Annotated in this window: 26 protein-coding genes and 2 pseudogenes; 9 read left to right on the forward strand and 19 right to left on the reverse strand. The window is 54.8% G+C overall.

All coding sequences use genetic code 11. The annotated features are described in order from the left end of the window. Positions 1-102: 102 nt before the first annotated feature. The 6 genes from BAA01_04955 to BAA01_04980 all read right to left on the reverse strand — a co-directional run bounded on the left by BAA01_04955 (position 103) and on the right by BAA01_04980 (position 6,256). Positions 103-705 carry a hypothetical protein gene (locus tag BAA01_04955; protein ID OUM87622.1) on the reverse strand — a complete coding sequence of 201 codons (603 nt, stop codon included), beginning with the start codon at positions 703-705 and terminating at the stop codon, positions 103-105. Between the two features lie 15 nt (positions 706-720). After that, positions 721-1,908 carry a hypothetical protein gene (locus BAA01_04960; protein ID OUM87623.1) on the reverse strand — a complete coding sequence of 396 codons (1,188 nt, stop codon included), beginning with the start codon at positions 1,906-1,908 and terminating at the stop codon, positions 721-723. A gap of 235 nt (positions 1,909-2,143) precedes the next feature. Next, complete coding sequence (locus BAA01_04965; protein ID OUM87624.1) at positions 2,144-3,283, reverse strand: hypothetical protein; 1,140 nt, start codon at positions 3,281-3,283, stop codon at positions 2,144-2,146. A gap of 9 nt (positions 3,284-3,292) precedes the next feature. After that, positions 3,293-3,520: a hypothetical protein gene (locus tag BAA01_04970; protein ID OUM87625.1), complete on the reverse strand. Its 228-nt coding sequence runs from the start codon at positions 3,518-3,520 to the stop codon at positions 3,293-3,295. 2 nt (positions 3,521-3,522) lie between these two features. Further along, entirely contained in the window at positions 3,523-4,737 is a 1,215-nt protein-coding gene (locus tag BAA01_04975) for a hypothetical protein (GenBank protein ID OUM87626.1), read from the reverse strand. A 19-nt stretch (positions 4,738-4,756) separates the two neighbouring features. Continuing rightward, positions 4,757-6,256: a hypothetical protein gene (locus BAA01_04980; protein ID OUM87650.1), complete on the reverse strand. Its 1,500-nt coding sequence runs from the start codon at positions 6,254-6,256 to the stop codon at positions 4,757-4,759. 238 nt (positions 6,257-6,494) lie between these two features. On the opposite strand from BAA01_04980, the pseudogene BAA01_04985 reads away from it, so the two are divergent. From BAA01_04985 to BAA01_04995, 3 genes and pseudogenes are all read left to right on the forward strand, one after another. Next, positions 6,495-6,894, forward strand: a pseudogene (locus BAA01_04985) (transposase). Between the two features lie 5 nt (positions 6,895-6,899). Further along, positions 6,900-8,012 (forward strand): transposase, encoded by a 1,113-nt coding sequence (locus tag BAA01_04990; GenBank protein OUM87651.1) that lies wholly within the window; start codon positions 6,900-6,902, stop codon positions 8,010-8,012. 166 nt (positions 8,013-8,178) lie between these two features. Continuing rightward, positions 8,179-8,724, forward strand: coding sequence for an isochorismatase (locus BAA01_04995; GenBank protein ID OUM87627.1), 546 nt, complete (start codon positions 8,179-8,181; stop codon positions 8,722-8,724). 75 nt (positions 8,725-8,799) lie between these two features. Here BAA01_04995 and BAA01_05000 read toward each other — a convergent pair whose 3' ends face one another. Together BAA01_05000 and BAA01_05005 are read right to left on the reverse strand one after the other, a co-directional pair. After that, positions 8,800-9,777: an LLM class oxidoreductase gene (locus tag BAA01_05000; GenBank protein OUM87652.1), complete on the reverse strand. Its 978-nt coding sequence runs from the start codon at positions 9,775-9,777 to the stop codon at positions 8,800-8,802. 186 nt (positions 9,778-9,963) lie between these two features. After that, positions 9,964-10,569: a hypothetical protein gene (locus tag BAA01_05005; GenBank protein OUM87628.1), complete on the reverse strand. Its 606-nt coding sequence runs from the start codon at positions 10,567-10,569 to the stop codon at positions 9,964-9,966. Here BAA01_05005 and BAA01_05010 point away from each other — a divergent pair. The 4 genes from BAA01_05010 (at position 10,568) to BAA01_05025 (ending at position 13,609) form a co-directional block, all read left to right on the forward strand. Further along, positions 10,568-10,807, forward strand: coding sequence for a hypothetical protein (locus BAA01_05010; GenBank protein OUM87629.1), 240 nt, complete (start codon positions 10,568-10,570; stop codon positions 10,805-10,807). The two genes, BAA01_05005 and BAA01_05010, sit on opposite strands and share 2 nt — an antisense overlap. A gap of 3 nt (positions 10,808-10,810) precedes the next feature. Continuing rightward, positions 10,811-12,598 carry a hypothetical protein gene (locus tag BAA01_05015; protein ID OUM87630.1) on the forward strand — a complete coding sequence of 596 codons (1,788 nt, stop codon included), beginning with the start codon at positions 10,811-10,813 and terminating at the stop codon, positions 12,596-12,598. Between the two features lie 99 nt (positions 12,599-12,697). Next, the gene (locus tag BAA01_05020) at positions 12,698-12,982 is read left to right on the forward strand and encodes a hypothetical protein (protein OUM87631.1); all 285 of its coding nucleotides are present in this window, start codon (positions 12,698-12,700) and stop codon (positions 12,980-12,982) included. Positions 12,983-13,186: 204 nt separating this feature from the next. Then, positions 13,187-13,609 (forward strand): hypothetical protein, encoded by a 423-nt coding sequence (locus BAA01_05025; protein ID OUM87653.1) that lies wholly within the window; start codon positions 13,187-13,189, stop codon positions 13,607-13,609. 365 nt (positions 13,610-13,974) lie between these two features. Here the strand turns inward: BAA01_05025 and BAA01_05030 are convergent, their stop codons facing one another. The 7 genes from BAA01_05030 to BAA01_05060 all read right to left on the reverse strand — a co-directional run bounded on the left by BAA01_05030 (position 13,975) and on the right by BAA01_05060 (position 20,480). Then, on the reverse strand, positions 13,975-15,045 hold the full coding sequence (locus BAA01_05030; protein ID OUM87654.1) for a sarcosine oxidase subunit beta: 1,071 nt from the start codon (positions 15,043-15,045) through the stop codon (positions 13,975-13,977). 4 nt (positions 15,046-15,049) lie between these two features. Further along, positions 15,050-15,409: a hypothetical protein gene (locus BAA01_05035; protein ID OUM87632.1), complete on the reverse strand. Its 360-nt coding sequence runs from the start codon at positions 15,407-15,409 to the stop codon at positions 15,050-15,052. A 13-nt stretch (positions 15,410-15,422) separates the two neighbouring features. After that, positions 15,423-16,202, reverse strand: coding sequence for a hypothetical protein (locus BAA01_05040; GenBank protein ID OUM87633.1), 780 nt, complete (start codon positions 16,200-16,202; stop codon positions 15,423-15,425). Continuing rightward, positions 16,189-16,461, reverse strand: a complete 273-nt coding sequence (locus tag BAA01_05045) for a hypothetical protein (protein OUM87655.1) — start codon at positions 16,459-16,461, stop codon at positions 16,189-16,191. Before BAA01_05045 ends, BAA01_05040 begins: the two co-directional genes overlap by 14 nt. A 109-nt stretch (positions 16,462-16,570) precedes the next feature. Next, positions 16,571-18,514 carry a C4-dicarboxylate ABC transporter permease gene (locus BAA01_05050; GenBank protein ID OUM87634.1) on the reverse strand — a complete coding sequence of 648 codons (1,944 nt, stop codon included), beginning with the start codon at positions 18,512-18,514 and terminating at the stop codon, positions 16,571-16,573. 69 nt (positions 18,515-18,583) lie between these two features. Further along, positions 18,584-19,648 carry a hypothetical protein gene (locus BAA01_05055; GenBank protein OUM87635.1) on the reverse strand — a complete coding sequence of 355 codons (1,065 nt, stop codon included), beginning with the start codon at positions 19,646-19,648 and terminating at the stop codon, positions 18,584-18,586. Continuing rightward, positions 19,617-20,480, reverse strand: coding sequence for a hypothetical protein (locus BAA01_05060; protein ID OUM87636.1), 864 nt, complete (start codon positions 20,478-20,480; stop codon positions 19,617-19,619). The genes BAA01_05055 and BAA01_05060 overlap by 32 nt, the downstream gene beginning before the upstream one ends. A 399-nt stretch (positions 20,481-20,879) precedes the next feature. Here BAA01_05060 and BAA01_05065 point away from each other — a divergent pair, with 399 nt between their 5' ends. Together BAA01_05065 and BAA01_05070 are read left to right on the forward strand one after the other, a co-directional pair. Further along, complete coding sequence (locus BAA01_05065; protein OUM87637.1) at positions 20,880-22,082, forward strand: hypothetical protein; 1,203 nt, start codon at positions 20,880-20,882, stop codon at positions 22,080-22,082. A gap of 156 nt (positions 22,083-22,238) precedes the next feature. Beyond that, positions 22,239-22,442, forward strand: coding sequence for a hypothetical protein (locus BAA01_05070; protein OUM87638.1), 204 nt, complete (start codon positions 22,239-22,241; stop codon positions 22,440-22,442). Positions 22,443-22,562: 120 nt separating this feature from the next. Here the strand turns inward: BAA01_05070 and BAA01_05075 are convergent, their stop codons facing one another. The 4 genes and pseudogenes from BAA01_05075 to BAA01_05090 all read right to left on the reverse strand — a co-directional run bounded on the left by BAA01_05075 (position 22,563) and on the right by BAA01_05090 (position 26,519). After that, the gene (locus BAA01_05075) at positions 22,563-23,513 is read right to left on the reverse strand and encodes a hypothetical protein (GenBank protein ID OUM87639.1); all 951 of its coding nucleotides are present in this window, start codon (positions 23,511-23,513) and stop codon (positions 22,563-22,565) included. 164 nt (positions 23,514-23,677) lie between these two features. Next, positions 23,678-25,372 (reverse strand): 2-polyprenylphenol 6-hydroxylase, encoded by a 1,695-nt coding sequence (locus tag BAA01_05080; protein OUM87640.1) that lies wholly within the window; start codon positions 25,370-25,372, stop codon positions 23,678-23,680. A 48-nt stretch (positions 25,373-25,420) separates the two neighbouring features. Further along, the gene (locus BAA01_05085; GenBank protein OUM87641.1) at positions 25,421-25,714 is read right to left on the reverse strand and encodes a polyhydroxyalkanoate synthesis regulator; all 294 of its coding nucleotides are present in this window, start codon (positions 25,712-25,714) and stop codon (positions 25,421-25,423) included. A 94-nt stretch (positions 25,715-25,808) separates the two neighbouring features. Beyond that, a pseudogene (locus tag BAA01_05090) lies at positions 25,809-26,519 on the reverse strand (transposase).

Below are 26,519 nucleotides of genomic sequence, written 5' to 3' on the forward strand. Positions count from 1 at the left end.
AACGTTTGATGAGATGGCGGTTGAAGAAACGGAGGCAGCGGAAACTGAAATAGGCGATGTGAATAGATAGCGATGTGAATAGAGGGTGATATTGCAGCCGTTTCATCCTTTCGCCTTCAACAATCTCAAAACCATGTCGGCATCCGGCAGCGGACAATCTTTCCATTGGATCTTGCTGATGGCCAGACCCTGAATCAGGGAATAGTAGAGGACCGCCAATTTTTCCGGATCGTCCTGCAGGATTTCCCCGGTTTGTTGACCGGCTTTGATTAAAGGCAAGGTGGCCTTGATGGCGGAAAAGGCGAGCCCATCGTCCATCATTTGTTTCACTTCCTCGGGTATCGCATCAGATGTAAAAGCTTGCATCATGATCAAAAAGAGATACGCCCCCTCGCCGGCAATATGCTGCAAAATCATGTGCGTCATCCAACGCAGTTTTTGCAGAGGGGACCCCTCTTGTTGTTGCGCGTATTGAACGACGAGAGATGACCCTTGCAATGCCTTTTTTACCAGTGTGACGAAAATGTCTTCTTTGGATTTGAAGTAATGATAAACCAGACCGTGGCTTAATCCCGCTTCAGCGGCAATGTCGCTGATTTTGGCGGCGGCCATGCCCTTGCGGGCAAACACTTTCAACGCTGCTTGAAGAATCTGTTCCCTGCGTTCATCCCGGATTTGCTGATTTTGTTCTTCCGTTCTGGGCATGCGCTGTTCCCCCGTTTATCTGTTTGCGGCGTACATTTTGGCAAAGATTTTTCCTTTCCACGGCATTTTGTCCAAAACCCGCATATTCCAGTAAAACAGGTGCTTGAGAAGTTTGCTGCCATTCAAGCGTTGCATGGCCTTTTCCTGCCGGACCTGACCTTCCTGCAGTTTGTCGATTTCGTCCCTTCGCATCTGTTCAAACGCGATCAATTTGTCCCGGGAAAAATCTTGGTCTTGTATGGCGTCCCAGATGATTGGTGCAAGAACGTCCGCATCTTTCATCGCCGCATTGACGCCGATTCCGCCGGCCGGGCTCATCGTATGCGCGGCGTCACCCATGATGATCAAGCCATTCTTCACCCAGGTTTCACATGTGCAGCTTTGCACGGGAAGGCACATAAAATCATTCCAATCGCAAATATGCCGCTCCACATATGGCTTTAATTCCGGCGCGGCTTTGATTAACGTGTCGATAAATGGCCGGAAATCCTGTTTCTTGAGGGAAGGGAACGATCCTTCCGCAATTTGCCAGCCAATCTGCAAGAAACCGCCGGTGCAGGCAAAAAGGGTAATTTGCGTATGATCGACGAGAACCATCCGCATCGTCGGCTCCCAATCGGGCGGAGCCGGAATTTTGGCCCATAGCACATCGTAACCGTGCTTCTTGATTTTTGTCGGAATGCCGGCCAGTTTTCTTACGCTGGAATGCCTTCCATCGGCCCCCACGACAATTTTGCTGCGCACCTCCACTTCGCCGTCTTTGCTTTTCGCTTTCAACCCCGTCACCCGGTCCTGCTCCATCATTAACTCCTTGACGGTTGTATTCATCAGCAATTCAAAACAGCCGGTTTGCCGCGCTTCTTCAATTAGCGCGCTGAGCAGGTGCTGATGGGGGAAGTGAATGCCGACATGCTCGATGCCAAACAGCTCGGGCGTGATGGACATCACTCTTTTGGCGCCGTGAAAAAATTCGACCCTTTTCATCGGCAAAATCCCCAGTTCCTTCACCTTGTCAAACAGCCGGTATTTCTTTAATAAGGTTGCCACATCGCCATGAAGGTGTTCGCCGCGGAATTCACGGTCAAGTTCCGCATGGCGTTCGATGAGCAGGGTTTTAATCCCTTTGCGGGCCAGCAGAAACCCCAGGAATGCGCCGGCTGGACCCGCGCCGACAATACATACGTCCACATTGTAATGCGCCATGATTCATCCACCTTTTTGATTGAATATCAAGTCAACCAAAAACCATGATTACACTATAATCCGCTTTTTTGTCAAAGTCAATAGCGAAGGGAAAAATTTTTGTTTGTGGCGAATGTGTGGATTCAGATCCAAATGCAGGCAGCGTGATAAATAATTGAGGTTCCCGGCGAGTTCAAACGCTCATTTGCGAACCGCCATTCTCAGATGCCAGTGATACGTGGGTACGGAGATCTGCTTAAGGCTTGGCCGCAGAAGCCCCTCCGCTTCCGGCCGGGCGTCTCCCTTGCGGGCGGTTCCGGGTCAGCAGCCGCTTGGCCCACTGCACGACGATGGCCAGGATGGGAATGCCGAGTGCCGTAACGAAGTAGTAACCGGGCGCCGTATACATGACGTATTCCAGCAATCTTCCGCTGTTTTCCATCAGAAAAAACGTCCCGGTTCCGACCGCCAGCGCCCCGGCCGTCACAAACGGACGGTAACTCTTGCAGCCAAACAGCGACTGAACGGCAACCAGCATGGTGTAGAAAAGTGCCGCCACGTTGAGGAACATGGTGGTGATCACGGTGATCACGTACAGCGGGTCGAGCCGTTCCAAAAAGGTGCCGATCCGAATGGTACGGATCACTTCCAAAACGGGAAACAGAGAGGACGATCGGATCGGACCGAGCACCAGTGATGTCACCGACTCGGCCAGCAGGCCGGTCAAGCCCACCGCGACGCCGGAGATCAGCACATCCTTGCCCATTTTCCGGGGTTCTTTCAGGTTGCGTACCATCAGAAGCGCGATGATGAAATTGGTGGCAAACATCCAGGGAACCAGGGAGGCTCTGAGGACGGGCGAAAATCCGTCGGCCAACAGAGGCAAGACGTTGGAAAAATCGGCGTTCTGCAGAGCCAGCAGGTACAACGCGAATGTCGTGCCGATGGCCCATGGAGATATGATCTCCGCCACCCGTCCCACGACCTCTATTCCCTTAAACACCGCGTAGATCACCGGCACCATAAAAACGGCAGCCGAAACATAAATCGGCGTATTCGGGAAAAAGTTGATGGTGACAAACAGGGTCATCTCCCGGAAAATCAGACAGTTGTTGAGAAACATCCAGACGAGCAGCCAAACCCCCAGAACCCGGCCGGGCCATGGACCAAACGCCGTTTGCAACGCTTCAATCAGATTCTGCCCGGGAAAGACGCGGACAAAGAGATAGACGATGCCGGAGAGGAAAAAAGTCCCCAGAATAAAAATCGGTCCCACCATCCAGGCATCGTGGATCACAAACTGCGCGATGGTCAACGGAAGGAGTAAAATTCCCGTCCCGATGACGAGCCAGAACATCAGAAAGATGAATTGCAACCGGGATATTTGTTCGTACATGCCATCCCCCTACAGTGCGACGTAGATCCATTCCGTCAGCGGCCGGAACAACCGCTCAAGGATCTCCAGAGGATAGATCCGTTGATTTGCGCCTGTGTAATATAAGGTGGCAAACAGGACGCCCACGGCAACCAGCCCCAGCAACACCACGCATTCGCGCTTTTCCCCCTTTTTCCAGGCGAAGTATCCTTGCATCGCCGCTCCTGCGGCATAGCACAGCACGATCCCAATAAACACGGTCAATCCCCTCCCGGAACGGATTTGGGCGGAAACAGTTCGGGCGTGTAGTTGTGCTCCGGCGGCGTGGTCAACATCCCCGGCCGGGTCACATCCACCTGCACGTCTATTTTCACCGGCACCTTGCCAAACAGCCGGGGCCACTCCTTGGCGTGGGCTCGCCACCACTTTGGATCAACCCGGTACACCGCCGACCCAAACATCGCGCCGTCCAATTTTCGTTGTTGCAAAAAGGCGACCGTCTTTCTCAATTGTTGCTCCAATTGGCTTCTTACAGCTTTTTTCATCTTCTTGAACGTCTCCGGCTCCAGATAGTTCCCGTGGCACATCGTCACAGGCTCGCCGGTCCCGCGGATATGGACGTGAAACGCGATGTCCCCGCCCTTTCGGAGCGGCTTCAGCTCGTGCCGGATAAAGCGAATCCGGACGACGCTTTTCCGGTTGGGTTGGTCGCAAGGGAGCTCGACGGTATAGGTTTCGATCTCCCCCCGCAACAGAAGAAGAGATTGGGCGAGCTGGAACGGAAGCAGTTCCGCCAGCTTGGCGCCGCGAAACAGTCCCACTCCCTTGAGGGTTGCCTTCTCCCGCTCCACATCGACCCAGGTCATGAGCGGCACATGGGAGGGAGAGAGCAGTTGGTTCAAAAAGATCCTTTCCGTGGTGGGCGCAATCACAAATTCGATGTCCGCCGGCAGGAGCAGCCGCTGCAGCCCCAGCGCGTTGACCTGTTCCATGCCGCCCACGGTGGCATGGAGCACCTCCTCGGCTGTGCCTGATGTCACGCAAAAAAGCTGTGTGCGGCGGAACTCCCGGCTCCTGAGAAGGAAGTCCAATACCGGATCGATGCCGTTTTCGGCGTATTCGCGGCCGAACACCACAACCGTGTTGTGCGCAAAATAGAGACGCCGGGGAGCCACGCGCCGCAAGTTCTCAACCGCCTCCTCCACCGTCCTGCCCTCGGAGGAAAGGTTGATATACTCCTTGCCCCCGCCTCCTCCCCCTTGCTGGCCCATGCCTTCCGTTGAGGTTGCCCCGACCACCACGTTCCGCATCTGTACCGTCACCCGCACGTCCTCTCCATCTTTATCGATGCCAAAGCCGACGACGATGTTCAGGTCGGAGATTTCCGTCAAGTCCCCGCAGGCGGAGAGAACCCATCCGGCAGCAGCCAGCATCAGACAAATGGCCCTTTTGGAAACAGATGTGTTTATCCGCAATCTTGTCACCCTCCAGCGTTTAGGGGATCCTCTTGTCGGCCGGCTCGTACAAATGAGGCCGTTTTTTGACATTCCGGAAGGGTGCCCTGAAAAACAAGTCCTTGTGATCCTCCGCCTGCGACCAGACGAAAGGCGTGATCGGTGCCAGGTACGGCACCCCGAACGACCGCAGCGACGCCAGGTGAATCAGGAGCAGCAATACCATCAGGATGATGCCGTAGAGTCCAAAAAACCCGGCATCGATGATGAAGATGAAGCGGAGGATGCGCGACGTGAGCCCCAGGTGGTAGTACGGTACGGAAAAGGAGGCAATCCCCGTCAGGGAAACGACCATGACGACCAGCGGAGAGACCAGTCCCGCTGATACCGCCGCGTCTCCAATCACCAGTGCCCCTACGATGCTGACCGACTGCCCGATGGACCGGGGCAAGCGAAGCCCCGCCTCGCGCAGCGCTTCGAAGATCACTTCCATGATCAGCACCTCCGCCACGGTGGGAAACGGTATGCCTTCGTGGCTCGCCGCGATGGTAATCAAGAGCCGGCTCGGCAGCATTTCCTGGTGATAGCTCAACAGCGCGACGTACAATGCGGGCAGCAACATCGAAAGCCAGAAGAGGACGTGCCGGAGCACACGGATGACAGTGGCTACGAGATAATTCTCGTAATAGTCTTCGCTTGACTGCAAAAAACTGAAAAGTGTTGTCGGCACCAAAATGCTCATGGGGGAACCGTCCACGAGAAGCACGGCACGCCCTTGCAGGAGGGAGGAGGCGATCACGTCGGGACGCTCCGTGAATTGCACGGTGGGAAAGAGGGTCCGGGGCGCATCACGGATGTACTCGGCGACGTAATTGCTTTCCAGGATCCCGTCCAGCTGTACCTTTTTCAGCCGCTGTTTCAGTTCCGTTACAATGCTTGGCTTGATGATGCCCTCGACGTAGAGCAGGGCGATACGGGTGCGGGTTACTGTTCCTCTGGTCTCCATTTCCATCTTGAGGCGGGGGCTTCTGATCCGTTTGCGGATGAGGCCGATGTTTTGTTCGATGTCCTCGATGAACGCCTCCTGCGGTCCCAGGACCGCTGCTTCGACGACGGGCCGCTCGACTTGCCGCCCTGGCGTTTTGATGAGTTCCACGATGGCTGCTCCGGCAATCCCTTCCGCGAAGACGGCCACTTTCCCTGCGGCCAGACAGGCGTCAACATCCCGCCACCCCGTTTTCCACTGGAGGCTTCCAACCTGGAGGAGATTGCCCAGCTGCGCCTGTGAGACAATCCGCCTGTCCGCGCGGGTGAGCGGTTCCACGATGCCCTCCTGCAGCAACAGTTTGTCCACCAGGGTGTCCAGCCACACGATGGCCAAGCGGTTGCCCCCTGCATCCAGCCGGCGGATCTCCAGATCGTGGCACTTCTCCCACACATTGGACAGATGGGACAACGTCTCATCCAGATCGGGCGACACTTCGCGATCCGGTTGATCGGCGGGAATGTTCCACACTTTTGGCTGTTTGCGCGCTTTCACTTTGGAGCGCCGCTTCCTTCTCACGACCATTCCCCCCTTGCACTCCCAGGTTATCCATACCTTTCCACTGATTCCGCCATTTTATGTAATCTCTGGCGAATGACGGATTTGGGATTTGAATTCTGAAATTTTGGATGTTACATTGAAGATGTTACAGAAATCCCGCGCGAAAGCCCACTCCTTCAGAAGTGGTATGAAGTGTGTTGGAGTTTATTCGTTGAACCGATACAATTATGGCATGGGACAAGAATATCGCCATACGAAAACTACCGTATCGCTCATCAACTATCATTTCGTGTTCTGTCCGCGATATCGGCGGAAAGTTCTCGTTGGTCAAGTGGAATCACGGTTCAAGGAACTGGCAAGCGAGATTTGCGCCCAAAACGACTGGCTGATTCTTGCGATGGAAATTTATGCCGGATCATGTTCATTTGTTTCTCAATTGTCTCTCGACAGATTCGCCTTCCAGAATGATGGCGACGATCAAGGGGATCACATCCAGGCGACTGCGTGAAGAATTCCCGCATCTAAGACACCTTCACAGTCTATGGACGCGTTCCTTCTTTGTGAGTACGGCAGGAAACGTGTCCAGCGATACGATCCGCTGGTATGTCGAAGCACAGAGGAAGCGCGGGTGAACGAGGTGCACAAAGCCTATTCCTTCCGTCTCTATCCGACAAAAGAACAGGAACAGCAAATTCGGCGCACCATCGGGTGCTGCCGGTTTGTGTTCAACCATTTCCTCGCACGGCGGAAAGAAGCCTATGAGCGGGACGGCACCACCCTGAACCAATACGCCTGTATGAGCGAACTCCCTGCGTTGAAACAACAGTGCCCCTGGCTTCAAGAAGTGGATTCCACGGCCTTGCAACGGACGGTGGAAGAGTTGGACGACGCTTTCCAGAGGTTCTTCCGGGAGAAGAAAGGCTACCCGCGCTTCAAGAGCAAGAAACACCCAAAGCAGTCCTACACCTCGAAACGGAATGGCAGAGAGGACACCAAGGCGACTATCCGCATTGAGGACAACCAGATTCGGCTTCCGAAGGTAGGATGGGTGAAGTTCGCCAAATCCAGGGAAGTGCAGGGACGCATTCTCTCGGCCACGGTTCGTCTGGCGCCTTCGGGTAAATTCTTCGTCTCTGTGTTGGTGGATACGGAGATTCAGCCTCTAGAGCCGCGGACGAACGCCGTTGGCCTCGACCTGGGACTGCTGGATTTCGCCGTGCTCAGTATCGGAGAGAAGATCCCGAACCCTCGACACCTTCGGAAACTCGAAGGGAAACTGAAACGCTGGCAGCGCATTCTTTCCCGCCGGAAACCGGGTGGGAAGAACCGGGAGAAGGCCCGGTTGAAAGCGGCCCGGCTCCACGAGAAGGTGCGAAACGCCCGGATGGACTTCCTGCACAAGCTGTCCACCCGGCTGATACGCGAGAACCAAGTGATCTGCCTGGAGGGCTTGCAGGTGCAGAACATGCAGCAGAACCACCGGCTGGCGGGAAGCATCGCCGACGCCAGTTGGTCGGAATTCCGGCGGCAGTTGGAGTACAAAGCAAAGTGGTACGGACGGCAGGTGGTGATCGTTTCGCCCGTCTTCCCTTCCAGCCAGCTTTGCTCCTGCTGCGGACACCGAAACACCGGGACGAAGGACCTGTCTGTCCGGCAGTGGACATGTCCGGTGTGCGGCGAAATCCACGACCGGGATGTCAACGCCGCAAGAAACATTCTGCAAGAAGGCTTGCGTTGTCTGTCCGCCTGAGCGGACTGAACCGTGGGACACACGGGGATCGCTTGGTGCCGCAAGGCGGAACTCCCGGTTGCGGGAGTGCTCCCAAGAATCCCACGGCTTTAGCCGTGCGGAGTGTCAAATTGAAACTGATGTGCCTGATCGATTCATATGAGAACGCAAGCGGGGGGAATGGACGATGAAAAAGGCCTTGTTGGTGATCGATGTCCAAAATGAATATTTCACCGGGAAACTGCCGGTGAGCCATTCGGACAAAAGCCTCAACAACATCTTACTGGCGATGGATCGAGCGCATGAAAAAGGGATTCCGGTTGTGGTCATCCAGCACACCAGTCGAGCGCAGAACGCGGCTACGTTTCGCAAAGGCAGTCCCGAATGGGAGCTTCACCCTGAAATTGCCAAACGTCCTTGCGATCTCTTGATTGAAAAACATTTGCCGGGAAGTTTTACCGGCACCCGTCTGGAGGATTGGCTGAAAAGCAAGGGCATTGCCGGCGTGGCGATTTCCGGCTACATGACCCACATGTGCTGCGACACCACGGCCAGGCAGGCGTTCCATTTGGGCTTTGCCGTCGACTTTCTTGCCGATGCGACCGGAACCATTTCCATCAAAAACGAAGCGGGTGAAGTCACCGCTGAAGAACTTCATCAAACCATCTTGGTTGCACAAGGATCATTGTTCAGCAAGGTCCTCAAAACGTCTGACTGGATCGAAACCCTGTGAGCACACACAAAACCCTGTGGCGTCAGCCGACAGGGTTTTGTGTGTCTATGGCTTGTTTGTCTAGGGATTGCATGTTTATGATGTGCCCAATGCCGGAAAGTGCGGAAGCACTTCTTCCCCTAATTCTTCAATCACTTCTTCAGCAGGACGCCGGCCGTATTTCAAGTTGATGATGACGTGATTGACGCCGGCCGTTTTGAGACGCTCAAGGAATTCGATGAGCAGATTGCGGCCGATGCGGAACCCCAGATGAATCGGGACTGGCACATGGTTCGGATCTTCTGTCAAGTCGACATACAGGGACTGGCTGAACGGCTTGAACTGATCGGTAAGCGAGCGCCAATGTTGAATCAGTTCCGCTTGGAAGGTCAAGTTTCGGGGGTAGTACAGCCAACCGTCACTGTTTTTGGCAATCCATTCCACGGACTGCGCGCTGTGGCCGGTTACCAGCACCGGGATGTCCGACAGGCGTGGCTTGGGCAGCACGTCCCCATTCGCCAGGTGGACCCGGGGCGATTGAATCGTAGGGAAATGTTCCGCCCACGCTTTTTTCATGACCCCAACGGCTTCCTGAAACAAAGCGCCACGGTGTTCGGGATCGGCGGAAAAGGCCGGAAACTCAATCGGACGATCCCCGGTCGCCACGCCGAGCACCAAGCGTTCTCCGGACAACCGGTCGACGGAAGCGGCCGCTTTGGCGACATGCAAAGGGTGACGCAATGTCAGGATAATGCTTCCGGTGCCCAAAGCGATCTGTTCGGTATGGGCGGCGATATACCCTAAAAAGACCCAGGGATCATAGATTTGACCCACGTCCCCGAAATAGGGGTCATACAACGGAACATCCCGCACGAACAAAGCGGCAAAATTCAACGCTTCCGCCCGTTTTGCCAGCTTCATCTGCTTTTCCATGTCCATCTCGGGAATGCTGCCCTCGTATGATTCCAGGGGAAAGAACAACCCGATGGTCAGATGGTTTTCCTTGAACATGCGTGCATATCCTTTGTGCTTGTCAAACCGGTTCGCCGGTTTTCTGTCGGCAGATGGATGCATGTTGGCGGATGGTTTCATGGCTTGACCTCTTTCCCTTGTGTATTGAAAGATATGCTGCTTCTTTGCTGCTTCTTTTTTAAAGAAATGCTGCGTCCAACGGGCTGCGCCGTGAACGTTTCCTTTAAGGGAAAGGATACCGGAACCTTCTGTGCGCTATCCATTGTCAATGTGTTGCAAAGTGTTGGCTCAAGAAGGCGGGCCCGCAATCATCCACGCTTCCCGCAGGTTGGCCAGCAGCAGGATGAGCAGTGCCGCCAGGATGCCCAGCTTGTCGAAGAGCGTGAGGGAACGGCTTTTTTGTTCGATGGGCTCCGGCCTTGAAAAGAAGCTCCGGAAACGGTACCGGGAAATGGCATACGTGGCTACGGCAATCCATGTATACGCCGCGATTTCGTAAAGCCCGCTTCTTCCGAACACGGCCAGCGACGGGGGAAGGGGATGGTCCATGGGGATGGAGAAAGAATTGGTCCCAAGCAGGATGGCGTAATGGATCATCCATTCCAAAGGGATCAGATAACCGAGCGGAAACGTCCGGCCGATGACGTACAGGTTGGCAACAACCACAATCAGGCACGGAATGAGGTTCAAGCCAAAGATTTTGAGCCATTCCAGCACGGGATGTCCCGCCGCTTCGTTTCCGGCCAGTTTGGCCAAGAAGCCCGTATTGCGCAACACCGCCTCGGGCAAGAAGAAGTAGCTGATCGTCCAGGTGATGTAAAAGAACAACAAGCCCAGCAAGTAAAGCGAAAAAAACCTGACCAGGATATTTCGGTGGCAGAAAAGGGCGGACATGTTGGACCCACTTCCTTTGTCTGATCTATTTTCAAAATTCAGGAATCAAAGCGTGCCAGTCAGCCAATCCTGTGAAGATTTTACCGAATCAAAAGGACATCTGAAAAGAGGTTCAGGATGGAGGGAATTTCCTTATTTTCATGTTTTTATAGAAGCGCCGTTGACATGCTATACTGGAGGCGATGTGAATCTGCAGAAGGTATTGGAAGGCATCGAGAATCCACAGAAAGCGGTGTGAATCGTGCATTCGGTGACCACGTTTGACAGTACCAAAGAATCCCTGCAAGACTTGCTGAAGAGCATCAAGGATGGGAGAACGCAGCTCCCCGATTTTCAGCGCGGGTGGGTTTGGGATGACGAGCACATCCGCAGCCTGTTGGCCAGCATTTCCCTGTCCTACCCGGTCGGCGCCGTGATGATGCTTCAAACCGGCAATGATGAGGTCCGGTTCAAACCGCGGCCGGTGGAAGGCGTCATCCTGCCGCAACCGGTTGAGCCGGAGCGGCTGATCCTGGACGGCCAGCAGCGGCTGACCTCCCTGTACCAATCCTTGTATTCCGGCAAGCCGGTCACGACCAAAGATCCGAGGGGCAATACGATCAGCCGGTGGTATTACCTGGACATCAACAAGGTCCTCGATCCGGCGGCAGACCGGGAGGAGGCCGTTGTCAGCGTTCCGGAGGACCGGAAGATTCGCAACTTCCGCGGCGAGGTGACGGCGGATTACTCGACCATGGAAGCGGAGTGCCGGGCGGAATTGTTTCCTTTGGCCCGCGTGTTTGACCTTCACGCCCTGATGGAATGGCAGATGTGTTATTGCCAGGCGGACCCCACAGCCGCGGCGGAGCGGATGGGCAAGTGGAGCCGGTTTCTCCAGGACGTGATCCAGCGGTTTCAGCAGTACCAGATGCCGCTCATCCTGCTGCGCAAGGAAAACCCCAAGGAAGCGGTTTGCCAGGTGTTTGAAAAGGTGAACACCGGCGGCGTCTCCCTGACCGCCTTTGAACTCCTGACCGCCACTTATGCGGCGGAAGATTTCAACCTGCGGGAGGACTGGCAGGAGAGGCAGCGGCGGATCCGGCAACACAAGGTGCTGGAAGGGGTCCAGAACACCGACTTTTTGCAGGCGGTTACCCTGCTGGCCACATATGCCCGGAAAAAGGCCAATCCCGAACAGGCCGTCAGCTGCAAGCGCCGGGACATCCTCCGGCTGTCCCTGGATGATTACCTGGCCTGGGCCGAGCCGGCGACGGCGGGTTTCGAAAAGGTGGCTAAGTTCTTGATTTCACAGAAAATCTTTGCCGCCCGGGATCTTCCCTATCATTCACAGACCGTGCCCCTGGCGGCCATCATGGCAGTTCTTGGGGACCGCGCGGAAAATGACGGTGTCCGCGCAAAACTGGCCCGCTGGTACTGGTGCGGCGTGCTGGGTGAGTTGTATGGCAGCGCGACCGAGAGCCGGTTTGCCAAGGATCTGCCGGAAGTGGTTTCCTGGATCGAAGGGGGAGAGGCGCCGTCCACCGTCCAGGATGCCCATTTCTCACCCGACCGCCTGCTCACCTTGCGGACGCGGAACAGCGCGGCGTACAAGGGAATTTCCGCCCTCCTGCTGCGGGAGGGGGCGCTGGATTTCCGGAGCGGCGATGCGGTGGATGTGAATCTGTATTTTGACGAACGGATGGACATTCACCATATCTTCCCCCGCGCCTTTTGTCAGGAAAAGGGGATTGACCTGCGGCTCTGTGATTGCATCGTCAACAAGACGCCCCTGTCGGCCAAGACCAACCGCATGATCGGCGGCAATGCGCCCAGCGTCTACCTGGTCCGCCTGCAGAAACACGCCGGGATTGCGGACGAGCGGATGCGGGAGATTCTGTCTTCCCACGTGATCGATGAACAGGCGATGCGGCAGGATGACTTCCACACCTTTTTCCGCCTCCGGCGCGAGGCGCTGCTTGACCGTATTGAACAGGCGATGGGGAAACCGGTGAACCGGCACGCGGATGCGGACCCTGGCGCGCCGCGATGAAAAACAGGCGGTCCCATCAGAGTAAATGTCGGCTCCAAAATGGAACATGCCGCATCTCATAATAAAAAATTAAACTTTGCCATTCAGAGGTGATGGTGATTGCCGTTCATCAAACCGTTTATCACTGCTTTAAGATTTAACGCAACGATTGGGGATGGAACAGGCACGGGTGCCACGTTTGCCATTCCGGCCACCGCATTTCTCGATGACAGCGGAAATACGGTGACCACATTCCCCAGTTCGTTCGCGTATTACAACCTTTACATCAACGGCGTGATTCAGCCGGGCAACGCCTCCACGATTTCAACCACCTCGCTCACGATTCCCGACGGAGATACTTTAAACCCGGCAACCCCTGTCGTTGTGGAAATGGTTGTCAATTAACAGGGCAATGTTCAAACGATCGCGCCTGCAAAGCATTCAGGGCTTTCCCGGACGGGCACAGCATGTCTGGGGAGGCCCCTTTCTTGCTTTATTCATTCTTCGTGAAAGGAAGGACAAGCGGTGAGACTCTACATGGTACGAAGAAACATTCTGCCTGAAAACATCACTCCAGGTAATATGATGCGGAGAAGCATGGCCTCAAAGATGATGTTCAGGTCACCGGTCACGCAAAGCGCGAGCGTGTCCGTCACGGAGAACCTGGCATATGCCTGGTGCCATGCGAAGATGATTACCCCACTCGGCTGCCCCGATATCTTTCCAAGACAGGTCAGTCCCGATGTTCCTCGCCTGCTGAAAGCCGAGACCACTCAATACACGGCTTTTTCCGACGGCTTCCGAAATGTCTACACCGACGCTGACGCAGCGCCGCCATACAGCACTTCCGGCATCTTGGACCCTGGCAGTGTGTCTTTTCTCAACCTTTTTGTCAACGGCGTCCTGCAATCACCGAATTTGTATGCGGTAAGACCCGGAATGCTGATTCTCAGCGATATCCCCCCGCGGGGCGCGCCGCTCATCCTGCAGTTTGTGAAAATCACTTTGCCCTCTGATCAAGGGTTGCTTTAGGGATTTTCGGGACCTTTGTCCATTCTTAACTATTTTTTTCAAAGACCTGACGCGTGACAAGGAAAAACGGCAAATTCCTTTTAAGGCGGAAGATTACGATCTGACAACCAGGGAGATCAAGCTCCTGGAAGAGCAGGGATTTTTGTTAGAAACGGATGATGGGTATTACATGCCCGAGATTATCCGTCGCGGGCTAGGATTTCAAATCCAGGCGGGCGCCAGACCGAAGGTGCTGGCGCTGTTGAGGGCGGCGAAACGCAAAAGGTAAGTTCTAAGTTCAAAAACACCGAGGGGCTGGTCAGTTGACGCAGCCCCTCGGTGCGTATATTGGCATATTGCATATTGCGAGCGCAGTTTGTGGAAATTCATTCATGAAACCGTTCCAGGCGAAACGGTTCAAGCGGAAAAGAGGGAGCTTCGCCCGCCAGGATCTCGCTCATCAGCATGCCGGCGATGGGGGAAAGGGTGACGCCGCTGTGCATCACCGCAAGGAACAGGCCAGGGACACCCTGGACGGGCCCGATGATTGGCAGGCCGTCCCGGGGCATGGCCCGCAAACCGGCAAACGCCCGGACAAGGCGCAGGCGCCGAAGCGCGGGGATGATTTTGATGCCAAAACGGGCCGTTTCGCCGATAATATCCCAGGTGGTGTCCTTGGCAAACCCGGCCTCCTCCTTGGAATATCCGATGAGCACCTCTCCGTTCACGGTTTGCCGGACGCCGCTGACGGTGTGCTTGAGGAAGCGCGGGGCCGGTTCGGTGATCAGGATTTGCCCCCTGACCGGACGGACGGGCACCTGGACGCCCAGGTGTTGGGCCAGGAGCGGGGTCCACGTGCCGGCCGCCAACACCAGTTGCCCGGCGGTATAGGTTTCTTTCTCTGTCTGGATGACGAATTGCCTGCCGCGGCGTTGAATCTGGGTGACCGGATTGTAAAAGGAAAAGGTGACCTTCCGGCGCCTTGCCGCCTGAATGTAAGCCTGATTGAGGCGCATCGGGTTGACATTCCCGTCCAAAGGACTGTAGGTGGCGGCGATGATTTGATCCGACAGGTACGGCTCCTTGGCCAGGGCTTCTTCCTTGCTCAGGAGGTGGATTTCAATGCCTTTCTCCTGCTGTTCTTTCACCAGTTTCCTGGCTTTGGCCAGCTTGTCCTCATCGAAGATGGGAGCAATCCCGCCGGTGCGGACATATTCGATGTCCACGAGCTTTTTCTTGAGAATGGGGTACATTTCGGCGCTGTACATGGAAAACTCGGCGTACCAGTTGGGCTGCTTGGTATGGACCCATACCCAGGCCTGTGTGGCGCCGGAGGTCCCGGCCCCCGGAAAGTGACGGTCGATGACCAGGATGTTGGATGTTTTTTCCGACAGATGGTAGGCGATGCTGCTTCCCACCACCCCAGCGCCGATGATGATGGTATCGTAGTGTGTCATGTTTTCATTCACCCGTTTGTTCCCGATTGTCAATGGCATGCAAGAGAATGTCGATGACTTCCGCATTTTGCCGGTTGGGCATGGTGGCCAGCACTTCCAGGTGAACCGGAAAGAGAGGAAACCGGGCCTTGGGGCTGGCGACCTGGGAGAGCGGCCGGCCGATGAATTCGGCGATGATGGCCATCACAGGCATGCGGCAGGTTTTCGACTGGCAGGGGCCCATGCCGCAGCGGGTGATCCGTTTGATGTCGTCCGGTGTGCAGGCGCCTTGACTGATGGCGGTCTCGATTTCCCCCCGGGTCACCTCTTCACACCGGCAGATGATTGTGAATTCGTCTGCAAAACGGTTCCATCCACAGTTCAATCTACAGCCTCCTTTACCTCCCGTGAAACAGCCCCTTGAGGGCCGCAAAAATGGGTTCATAGTTGCAGTCTTCGGGCGCCGCGTCAATGCCGGCCGCCTTGCCGGCCACGTAGACCCCGGGGGCGGACAGGGTTTCCAGGCGCTCATTGAGGCGGACGTGCATCCGGCCTTGCTCGTCCACAGCGGTTTCAAACTGGCTGGCGTGAAACAGATCGACGGCTGGAGTCCAGCCGGCATCCACAATCACGGTGCTGGCATCGATGGTCTGAACCTGGGAAGGGGGCTGCCCCTTTTCTCTCCAGGAAAAGCGCTTCACTTCTGTCCCGCCGCTGGCTTCTATCCACTCCAGATCATCCCAGCACAGGACGGTGGTTTGCTGGGCGTGGGCCTTGACGGTATCCACAAATGGGCCCTGCGGCTGACGGGTCAGGAGGACGACCGATTCCCCGAGGGATGGTGCAGGGTATCGGAGGATCTGTTGGACCGCCGATGGCAGGAGCACCCCCGGCAGCGTCCAGCCCGGAAACGGCACTGCCAATCCTCTGCTTCCCGTTGCCGCGATGATCATCTGACAGTGAAAGCGATGCAGGCGTTCCTCATATTCCACAACCACTTCCCGGTCAAACCCGATGCCGAGGACGGCTGCCTGTCCGATCCGCCTGGGGTGAACGGGCAGGGGCTTCATATCCACCTGAAGGTAGGGCAGGGACTGCCTTTCCAGCCAATCGGCAAAGTAGGTGCCGGTTCTGCCGGCCCCGATGATCAGGACCGGCGCTTGGTCAAATGGGGTCATGCTGAACACCACGCTTCACTTGGATTCCTGGCCGGACCGGTTCCAAACAGCTTCGGACATTGCGTCTGCCGTCTACTTGCACTAGGCAGCTCTGGCACCAACCGGCGCCGCAATACATGCCTCTGGCCTGCGAAAGTTTCATGCTGCTGCCAAGGTTGCGAATGCCCGCGCGCCACAGGGCGACGGCAATCGGCTCGCCTTCATACCCATATACTTCTTTTCCTTCAAAGGTAAAGGTAATGCGTCGTTTTCCATTCATTGGCGTTTGATCTACCTCGCTGTCATGTTCTGCTTCCCGCTTCACATCGTGGAATAGCGCTTTTTCATCCATAACGCTCATCTCATCGGTATCGTTGTTGTCGTTCTTTTCACTGTGACGGACTGAGGAGGCGCGCATCCTCCCGTTTCCTTTTCCAGTAGTGATAGGAAGCCAGTGCCAAGATGCCGGTCATCCCGATCAGGTCGGTCACCAGTCCCGGATCCAGCAGAACCAGCGCCAGGATGAATAAGACGATCCGGTGCAGCATGGTAATGTGCCGGAACAGGTACCCCTCCAGGCTGGCGGCCAGCGCGACGATTCCCAAGATGGCCGTCACAGCTACCCAGACAAATTCACCGGGTGTGGTATCCAAAAACAACAGGGACGGATTGATCGCAAAGATAAACGGCAGGAGGAAAGCGGCCAGCGACAGTTTGAATCCGTTCAAGGCGGTTTGCATCGGCTTGGCCTTGGCGATGGTGGCCGCCAAATAGGAACTCAACGCGACGGGCGGTGTGACGGCTGCCATGCAACCGAAATAGAAAATAAACAGGTGGGCCGCCGCCACCGGGACGCCCATTTTGACCAGTGCCGGCGCCGCCAGGGTACCAAGGATGATGTACAAGGCCGCCGTGGGTAGACCCATGCCCAGAATGATGGATGCGATCATGGTGAAGAAAAGGGCGAGATACAATTGGTTGTTGGAAAATTGCAGGACGAAGTCGGAAAACTTCAAACCCAGGCCGGTCAAGGTGACCACGCCGACAATGATCCCGGCCACGGCACTGGCGGCAATGAGGCCGATCGCCCCTTTGGCTCCGCTTTCCAGGGCGTAAAGCAGCTTGGGCAGGGTAAGGCGCGTGTCTTTGCGAAACAGGCTGGCCACAAAAACAACGATGACCGCATAGAAAGAGGCCTTGATGGGGGTGTAGCCGATCAAGAGCATCACCAGGATGCTGACCGGTCCTGCCATCAGGAAGATGCTTTTTTTCAGGGTTTCCTTCAGATCGGGCAACGCTTCTTTGGGCAGCCCCATCAATCCGGATTTGGCCGCGCGGAAATCCACCATCAAAAAGATGGAGAGATAGTAGAGAATGGCCGGCAATGCGGCATAGATGATGATCTGGTTGTAGGGGATGCCGGTCATTTCGGCCATGATAAAGGCGGCCGCGCCCATGACGGGGGGCATGATCTGGCCGCCGGAGGAGGCCGCCGCTTCCACGCCGCCAGCAAACTCCGGCTTGTATCCAACATTTTTCATCAGCGGGATGGTGAAAATCCCCGTGCTGGCCACGTTGGCGAAGGAACTGCCCGAGATGGTTCCCATCAGGCCGCTCCCCACGACAGCCGCCTTGGCGGGGCCGCCGCGGAACCGGCCGGTCAGGGCAAACGCCAGATCGATGAAGGCTTTTCCGCCGCCGGAAGCCTGCAACATGGCGCCGAAGACGATGAAGGTGAAGACAAAACTGGCCGTGGTATAGATGGCCACGCCGTAAATTCCTTCCGACGTGAAATACATCTGTTCCAGGATCCGCTTCAACGTGTATCCGTTGTGACCGAAATCGCCCGGCAAGTATTGCCCGAAGAAGGCATAAAGAAGAAACGCGCCGGCCACCAGGCTGAGCGTCCACCCCATGGTGCGGCGGGAAGCTTCCAGGCACAACAGAATGGCGATGGCCGACATGATCAAATCGACGGTGTTGGGATTGCCCTGACGATACACCAATTCCATGTAATTGATGACAATGTATGCGCCGATGGTCACGCTGCCCAGGATACAGAGCCAGTCCCACCATGGAATCTTGTGTTGATCTTTTCGCGTGGCAGGATACAGAAAAAAGACCAGGACCAAGGCGAAGGACAGGTGAATGGCGCGATGCTGCAGGGCTGGCAGCGATTCAATTCCTGCGGAGTACAGCTGGTAGATGGAAAAGAGTACGGCAATCACCGCAGTGAGGCGCAAGAGCGGCCTGGACAACTGGCGCAACTGCTGTCCCCATTCCCCCTGTTCTTCAGGGGAATCGGTGATCTGATGTGTGTGATCCTGATTCATGCGGTTTCACCTCAAATGCGATCGATCCCCCGCTTGAGGGGGATCTCATGGACTTCACGCTCATTTCACTCATTTCACTTCAATGTTTTGTTCTTGATAGTATTTGACGGCACCCGGATGGAACGGGATGGAAACGCCCTTGGTGGCTGTTTCCAGGCTGATGTTTTTGGCGACAGCGTGCGCCTCCTTCACTTTGTCCAGGTTTTCGAAGAGCGCCTTGGTCATCTCGTAGACAGTCTGTTCATCCATCTCTTCGCTGACGATGAGCAGGGCGGGCGAGGCGCCTGAGACGACGTCATCATCCACGCCTTCATAGGTGCCGGCAGGGATGGTGGTCGTGATGAAATACGGGTCAGAGGCGACAAATGCCTCAAATTTTTCGCTGTCCAGTTGCAGGAGCTTGATTTTCATCGAAGCGGCCGCGTCCACGATGGCTGCCGTCGGCACCCCGGCGCCCACCACGGCGGCGTCAATGGTTTTGTCTTTCATGCCGGTCACCGCATCGGAAAAGCTGATAAATTCCGGCTTGAAGTCGTTGTAGGTCAGGCCGTGGGCTTCCAGGATGAGCCGGCCGGTTCTTTCGGTGCCACTGCCGGGTGAACCCATGGCCACTTTTTTGCCCCGTAGGTCAGCAATCGAGTTCAGTCCGGAATCCTGGCGCACCACGAACTGGAACACTTCCGGGTACAGCGCGGCGACGGCGCGCAGTTTTTTGATTGGTTGCTCAAACGGCTCCTCGCCGTTGTATGCGGCAAAGGCGGTGTTGGATGCGGCCAAAGCCAGTTGGACCTCTCCGCTGTTCAACAACTGCAGGTTTTGGATAGAACCGCCGGTGGACTCGACATTCAGTTCATAGGCGGGATTTTCGCCAATCGCCTTGGCAATGCCGACGCCCACCGGGAAGTAGGTTCCGGAAGAGGTGCCGGTGGCGATGGAGAACTTTTTCACTTGCCCGGACGATCCGGTGGATGAACTGTTGCCATTGGCGTTGTCCTGATTCGCTGGGTTTGCCTGCCCACCGCCGCACGCGGCCAGGACGAGCATGGCCATCAGACCGACGAATAAGAAGAATCTTTTTTTCAATCTCATAACCCCCTCATGTTTACTTGCCTGAAAAGACCTGGAAATCGGCATAGTAATCTTCCAGCAGATTCAGCATCTGAACTACTCTTTCTTTGGCATGGTAGCTGACTGCCGAGATGATGGCATTGATCAACGCGAATGAGGCCGCGTGGGAATCCACCGAGGTATAGGACTTGATCTCGGTGAGAAAGGAGAAGTCACCCAATTCCAGCAAGGGAGAGCGGATGCTGTCAGTGATTACGGTAATGGTGGCCTTTTTATGCTTGAGGTAACGCAAGGCATCCACGGTTTTTTTCGCATATCTGGGGTAGCCGAAGCCGATGGCCAGGGACTGTTCATCCGCATAGCGGAAGCAGTCTTCCATATCCGGCCCCAGAGAGGTGACCGTATGCACATTGCCCAACAGGTTGTTCAGGTTAAACCCCAGGAAAAAGGCATCGGCCGAGGTGGAACGGGAACCAATGACAAAAATGTTCCTAGCCTCTGTGATGCGCTGGATGAATTGCTGAAACTGTTCGTGATCAATGGATTCCAAGGTGGACCGGATGTTCTCCAGATCCTGCTGAAAGCTCTTATGCAGGGCCGCCGGTATGGAATCCAGGCCGGTCGTGCTTTCTTCCAGCCGGCTCAGGGTGCGTTTTTTCCCGAAGGCTGCCTGGTAGGCTTCCTGAAGATCGGAGAATTTCCGGTACCCCAGGTTCATTGCCGTGCGGATGACCGTCGTTTCGCTGACGCCCACCTCCTTTCCGATTTGTGCTGCTGTCAAATAGGTCATCTCCTGCGGATGGGTGAGAATGTATTCAGCCACTTCCTTCTGGGACTTTGTCAGATGGGCCGACTGGTTGCGGATGTGTAAAGCCAATTGTTTGACCTCATCATTCATACGAACGCTCCCTTCAACGGCTATGTAAACGTTCTGCAGGATTTTAATGTAAGGAAAAAATTCTTCTTATGTACAAAAAGAAGCATATCCTTCTTTTTATAAAATTTACCGATAATTATAAAGAGAGGGATTCCAGGTTACAAGCGGTTTGAGTGGCGTTTATTGGTGATTGTGAGGATAAAAAGGATGATTATCTCATCCTTCCTCGGGATTTTATCTATTTTTTTCTTCTAGTTTTCTTCAAGTCTAGGCTAAATTCGCATCATGAGGACTTATCAAGCACTGTCCCACCACAAGGGAACTTTTTGCATTTCTGAAGTCCACAGAAGAATACTGTTGGTATATACTGATGACAATACTAGCCATTTACCACTCCAATGATTGGAAGGGGGGATTCTGATGGCAGAACAAGTGAAAGCGAGAATCAATCCCGAAATGCTTGTATGGGCAAGGAAAACAGCGGGCTACAGTCAAGAAGAGGCTGCAAGGAAGATCAGTACGAGCGTCGAGCGGCTTCAGAAGTGGGAGTGTGGGGAAGACTATCCCACAATCAAGCAACTCCGAAAAATCGGGAGTGTATTCAAACGTCCGACGGCCATTTTTTACAAAAAGCATGTTCCGGAAGAACCTGTTCAACTTCCCGACTTCAGGTTGGTACATGATATGGAACAGGGAAGCAGTTACAGCCCCAGGCTACGTCTTGAAATCCGGAAAGCAATGATGCGAAGAGAGATTGCACTGGACTTGGCGAGTCAACTGGGGGAAGATAAGTCGGAATTCAACCTTTCAATCCACCTTGGCAATCCGACCTCACATGTTGCGCGTCAAATCAGGGAGGCTCTGAACGTTTCCCTCGAAGAGCAGTACTCATGGAGAAACCACTATGAAGCGCTTAGAACCTGGGTTTCTGCTATGGAGAGCATAGGTATCCTGGTGTTTCAATTCAGTGATGTGGAAGTGGAACATGCGAGAGGGTTTTCGATAGGAGATCGTCCATACCCAGTCATTGCTGTAAACAGTAAAGACACGCCGAGAGGCCGAATTTTCACCTTGTTTCATGAACTGACCCATATCCTTATGCGTCGTGGCGGCGTGTGTGATTTGCACGATGCAGACGAGAACATGAACCACGATGTGGAGGCGTATTGCAACCGTGTGGCAGGGGAAAGTCTGGTACCCACCGATGCGTTGCTGGCACAGGAGTTGGTGGCTCAACGTCCGGTTCATATGACGTGGGAAGATTGGGAACTGAGGCAACTTGCAAACCGTTTCATGGTCAGCCAGGAAGTGATCTTGCGCAGGCTGCTCACATTAGGAAAAACAGATGTCCGGTTTTACAACCGAAAGCGGAACGAATTTCTTGAACAGTATAAAAGGCAAGAGGAGACCAAAACAGAGGGAAAAGTGCCATACTACAGGCGGGTTTTGAGTGAGAACGGCAGGGCATATACGTATATGGTATTAAACGCCTGGCATAACGAGTTGATCAGCACAAGGGACGTATCCAATTTTCTGGGGGGCATAAACCTGGAACATGTGAACCGAATTGAAAAAGAACTATTTGGCGTCCTAACAGGGGGAGGACCTGATGTATTGTATTGATACTAGTGTCTGGATAGATGCATGGCGTGATTATTATCCCCCTGATGTTTTCGGTTCACTGTGGGAGAGAATGGACCATTTGGTACGAGCAGGTAAGGTGATTGCCCCTGTTGAGGTATTATTGGAACTCGAGAGAAGAGAAGATGGAATTTACAAATGGTTGAAAGAACGGGAGTTTATTTTTTTCGAGCCTCATATGTCATCGCATTGGCAAAAGTAAAAAAAGCGGTTGTCATTACCGGAGAAATACCAGCAGACCCGAAAGCCAAAAAAATTAAAATGCCGGACGTATGTATGAAGATGGGCGTAGACTGGGCAAACTTTTTGCAATTTATCCGAAGAGAGGGTTGGAGATTCTGAATATATACATATGTGTGACTGAAGTGACTAAAGTTAAAAACGGAGAGCCACAATCACTTGCGATCGAAAAAACCCCCTCTGCCCGTTTGGTGTGAGACGGGGGAGGGGGATGTTTTAAGCCTATTCTTCAGAAATGAATCCGGGGTTTTTCGTATTCAATTTCAGCTGGATCACTTCCGGCGCGGAATCCCGTCCCGTCACATCGATGGAGGCTTTGCGTTTGGGGATCAGCCGGAAGTCCAGTTCACCGTAAATGACCGTTTCCTGATCGTACACCGGACCGGCAATATACTCGCCTGAGGGACCGATGATCGCGCTGCCGCCGAAGAAACTCCAATCGGCGTGTCCCAGGTTGGCCTTTTCCGCTTCGGATGGCGGTACGTACAGCGAGGAGGCGATGACGAAGCATTGTCCTTCCAGCGCATAAGCGCGGCTGGCGATGTCAATCACGTGCTTGTTGGAACGTCCCGTCTTGAAGTTGGGCCATCCGGGCCAGGAGGCGCAATGGATTTGTTCTCCTTGCGCGATGCAGGCATATTTCAATAGCGGCTGCAAGTGTTCGTAACAGATGAGCCCGCCCAGACGTCCGATCGGCGTGTCAAACACCTGCAGCGTGCTGCCGTTGCCCCGGGTATGAAAGAGTTTCTCCCGGTTGGAAGGGAACACCTTGCGATGGACCCCAAGAATCTCCCCGTCCTGTCCGATGAATACCAGCGAATTGTACAGCATCCCGTCGTATCGCTTGACGCGTTCATTGATCCCGATGACGACGATCGTCTTGTACGACCTGGCCACCTGTTTCAACGGATCCAAATCGCCGCTGTCCAAATCAACGGAGTGCAGCATGAATTCCGTCAAATGGTCTTCCCAGACACCGGGTTCCGCAAAATCGATGGACCAGTTGGGATACATCGGGACAAAGCATTCAGGGAACACGACAATGTGTGCGCCCTGGCGGCTCGCCTCTTCCACATGGACGGACGCCTTTTCAATCGTGGCGCTTTTATGAAACGGCAGCACCGGAGAAATTTGTGCGGCGGCAGCGACGATCTTGTCGTAATGGTCTTTCATTATCCAATGCTCCTTTCAAAAAGGGATGGGTATATGTCTTAATCATAATGAATTTTGATGTATCTTGATGAATAAAAAGTTTAAGACTTTTTTATGTGGCGGGCGGCAGGGTCTGTAAGCATGGAAGCAGGGTCTGCAAGCGTGGAAGCAGGGCCTGCAAGGGGCTAAAACCGCCCCGACCTGAAAATCGAAACCAGCAGCCACAAAAACATCAGTGTCGCCATGCCGAATCCAATCTCGATCGCCGGAATCCGCCACAGCAGGGTGGACGCTCTTCCCATGGTCGTGCCAATGATGACGCCCACCATGATGATGCTGAACGCCAGCAAGCCAATGCTGAAGGAGACCCGGTTGCCGATCTGATCCAGCTTTTTCAAAAAAAGATCCAATTCCGGAATGCTGATCTCAAGCCGGAGTTTTCCCTGTTTGAGCAACGAGGTTAAATCTTTCACGTGTCTGGGCAGGCCGAACAGCAACTCCCCGTAATCGGAAACACGCTTCCATACCGTTTCCGCCACACTTTTGGGGCGCAGCCGTTCCTTCAACAGCTGGCGTCCAAACGGCTCGGCGATGTCGAGGATACGGAAACCAGGATCCAGTGTTTCCACCACGCCTTCCAGGGTCAGCAAGGCCTTGCCCAACAAGGTCAGATCCGGCGGGATCCGGATGGCGTGGCGGAACGCCACGCGGAAGATGTCGTTGACGGCCTCTCCGAGGCTGATTTGACTGAACGGCACGCCGTAATACTTTTCCCTCAATTGTTCGACATCCTGGCGCAACTGCGCGAGATTCACGTCATCCGAGACCAGTCCCATGCGGAGGACGGCTTTGATCACCCCGTCCGTGCTTTGCCGCATCAAGGCAATCACCAAGGAAGAAAAGTGGTGTTTCATCTCGGGTGTCAGCCGTCCGACCATGCCGAAATCGATCAAGGCGATCACCTCACCGGGCAGGACGAGCACATTGCCGGGGTGTGGATCGCCGTGGAAAAAACCGGCGTTGAACATTTGCCGCAGCATCGTTGTCACCAGACGTTCCGCCAGGCGTTTCGGGTTGTATCCATGTTGCTTCAGCTTATCCAGCTCGTTGAGTTTGACCCCATCCACGTATTCCATGGTCAGGACTTTTCGGGTGGTGTAGTCCCAGAACACTTTCGGCACATAGACTTGGCGATCATCTTTGAATTGTTTGAAGATCTTTTCCGCATTGCGGCCTTCAATCGTGTAATCCAATTCTGTCCGCAGCGACTTGGCGAATTCGTCCACCATGTCCCGGACGTGATATCTTGCCGCCCATGCCAGGCGGTGCTCCGCCAGCATCGCCAAGTCCTGGAGGATTTCCAAATCGGTTTCAATCACGCTGGCGATATGGGGACGCTGGATTTTGACGGCCACTTTTTCGCCGGACCACAATCGTGCCCGGTGGACTTGGCCGATGGAAGCCGCGGCCAGAGGCGTCGCTTCAAATTCGGGAAAGAGGGTTTCCAGTTTTCCCCCCAGTTCCGCTTCCACAATGTTGCGCACTTCCTGAAACGAAAAAGGGGGCACCTGGTCCTGCAACTTTTCCAGTTCACGGATGATCTCTTCAGGAATCACATCAGGGCGCGTGCTCGCGATTTGCCCCAATTTCACGAACGTGGGGCCCAACTCTTGCAATACCAGCCTGATCCGTTCGCCGACGCTTTTTCCGCTCTTTTCGGGTCTTGCGTCCTTTTCCCTGGTCTCGAAAAGCACCCTCTGGGGCAAGGAGAGGATGTGGTCAAATCCGATTTCCTCGACGATCATCCCGAATCCGTGACGCATCAAAGCGGCCGCAATTTCGCGATAACGGCTGAGATGGCGCATCCTTTTTCCGAACATCGCAGGTCTCCTTTGACAGACCGGGGACCCCAGAAGAGTCCCCGGCGTTTATTCGTCTCTTTTTTCCAGCTGCTCAATCCGTTGTTCCAGGCGGCGGATCTCATCCTTCGTGGCCACGTCCAATTCCTCCAGCAGTGATTTGAGCTGCTCGCGCAAGAGGCGTTTCAATTCGTTTTTTTCTTCCTCTCCCCGCTGCATCAGTTGCTGGATCATCTGCCTGGACTCTTCCCTGGACAATTCCCCTTTTTTGACCCATTCGTTGACCACCTGTTCGATCTGTTCCTTGCTCGTTATGGCCAGTCCCAGTCCAAACGCCAATCCCTTTTTAAACAAATCGATCATCTTCGCACCCCCGTTTCAGTTTCATTTTACCACCAGTCCATCGGCCAGGATCAGTTTGCCCCATTCTTTTGACGTTCTCCCACGGCTTGTGCCGGGGGATTCTTTCCCGCTTAGCGCGGGCTACACCGCATGTGCGGTCGGTACCGCACCCCGGTGGGGGACGCCATCGCCCCGACTACTGGGCCTAAGCCCAGATACTTTTTCCGGATGTTGATTGCGCCAACCCCGTCGCGGTGGTAGCAATGCCCGCAGGATGAGCAGACATACACCCGGCCTTGGGGCTTGCGTCGATATCCGCAAGCCGGACATTCCTGCGATGTATATGCCTCATCCTGAAGTTCGATGCGCATACCGAACCGGAGGGCTTTGTATGTGATCATCCAGCGCACTTTGCCCGTAACCATCTGGTGAATTTTCTGATTCACCCTCGGCCCGTAGTCCACCCGCTGTCGGAGATTCCGCACGTCGCCGATGACCACCGTCTGCACCCTTCTCGCGTGGAGGGCGGAGATAAGGGCGGTCGTCTGCTTGTGCAGGATGTCGCGAATTTGATGGCCGATCTTTTTAAGTTGTTTTCGCTTGCTTCGCTGGAGCCTTTTCCACCGCCGTGAACCTTTCTTCATCCGCGATTGTTTCGCGGACAGGCGGGCCAGCAACCTGTTCCGGTAACGCATTTTTGAACGCAAAAGCCGGCCATTGAAAATGGTTGTTTGGGAACCGTCGTGAACGGCTGCCAGGTGGACTTCTCCCAGATCAACCCCGGCGGCCTCACCTGCGGTGACAGGCTCGATTTCTGGGAGAGCAT

This window comes from Bacillus thermozeamaize, assembly GCA_002159075.1.
In the GTDB taxonomy this organism is placed as follows: domain Bacteria; phylum Bacillota; class Bacilli; order ZCTH02-B2; family ZCTH02-B2; genus Bacillus_BB; species Bacillus_BB thermozeamaize.